Annotated in this window: 1 protein-coding gene; it reads right to left on the reverse strand. The window is 73.1% G+C overall.

Features of this window, described 5'->3' with window-relative positions; all coding sequences use genetic code 11:
• Nucleotides 1-548 (reverse strand): TrmH family RNA methyltransferase (locus QL987_RS16870; protein ID WP_290158815.1); only part of this gene is annotated, 548 nt, incomplete at its 3' end.
• Nucleotides 549-617: the final 69 nt, after the last annotated feature.

Raw genomic sequence — 617 nt, forward strand, 5'->3', positions numbered from 1 at the left:
TCCAGGTGCCCGGCCGCCCCCGAGACCGCCTCGTCCGTCAGCCCCGGCCCCTCCTGCCCGAACAGGAACACGCAGCGCTCCGGCACCTCCGCCGTCTCGATCCGCGAGGCCCCGGGCGTGTTGTCGATCGCGATGACCGGCCGCCCCTCGGCACGCATGACCTGGAGGAACGCGGCGACGTCCTCGTGGTGCCGCACGTGCTGGTACCGGTCGGTGACCATCGCCCCGCGGCGGTTCCAGCGCCGCCGTCCGATGATGTGCACCGTCCCGGCGAGGAACGCGTTCGCGGTGCGGACGATGGACCCGATGTTCAGGTCGTGCTGCCAGTTCTCGATGGCGACGTCGAAGCCGTGTCGGCGGGTGTCCAGGTCGGCGACGATCGCCGCCATGCTCCAGTACCGGAAGCGGTCGACGACGTTGCGGGTGTCGCCGTGCTCGAGCAGTTCCGGGTCGTACTGCGGGCCCTCTGGCCACGGCCGCGGGTGCGGTCCGACTCCGTGCGTCGTCGCCTCGTGGGTGGGTGGGAGCGCCGGCGTCGGCTCCGGCAGGTCGCCGGACGGGAGGCGCGGCGGACGCACCGTACGCTGGTCACGTGACCCAGGGCCTCCCGTCCGGAC

The organism is Curtobacterium sp. APC 4022 (assembly GCF_030407555.1).
Lineage (GTDB): Bacteria > Actinomycetota > Actinomycetes > Actinomycetales > Microbacteriaceae > Curtobacterium.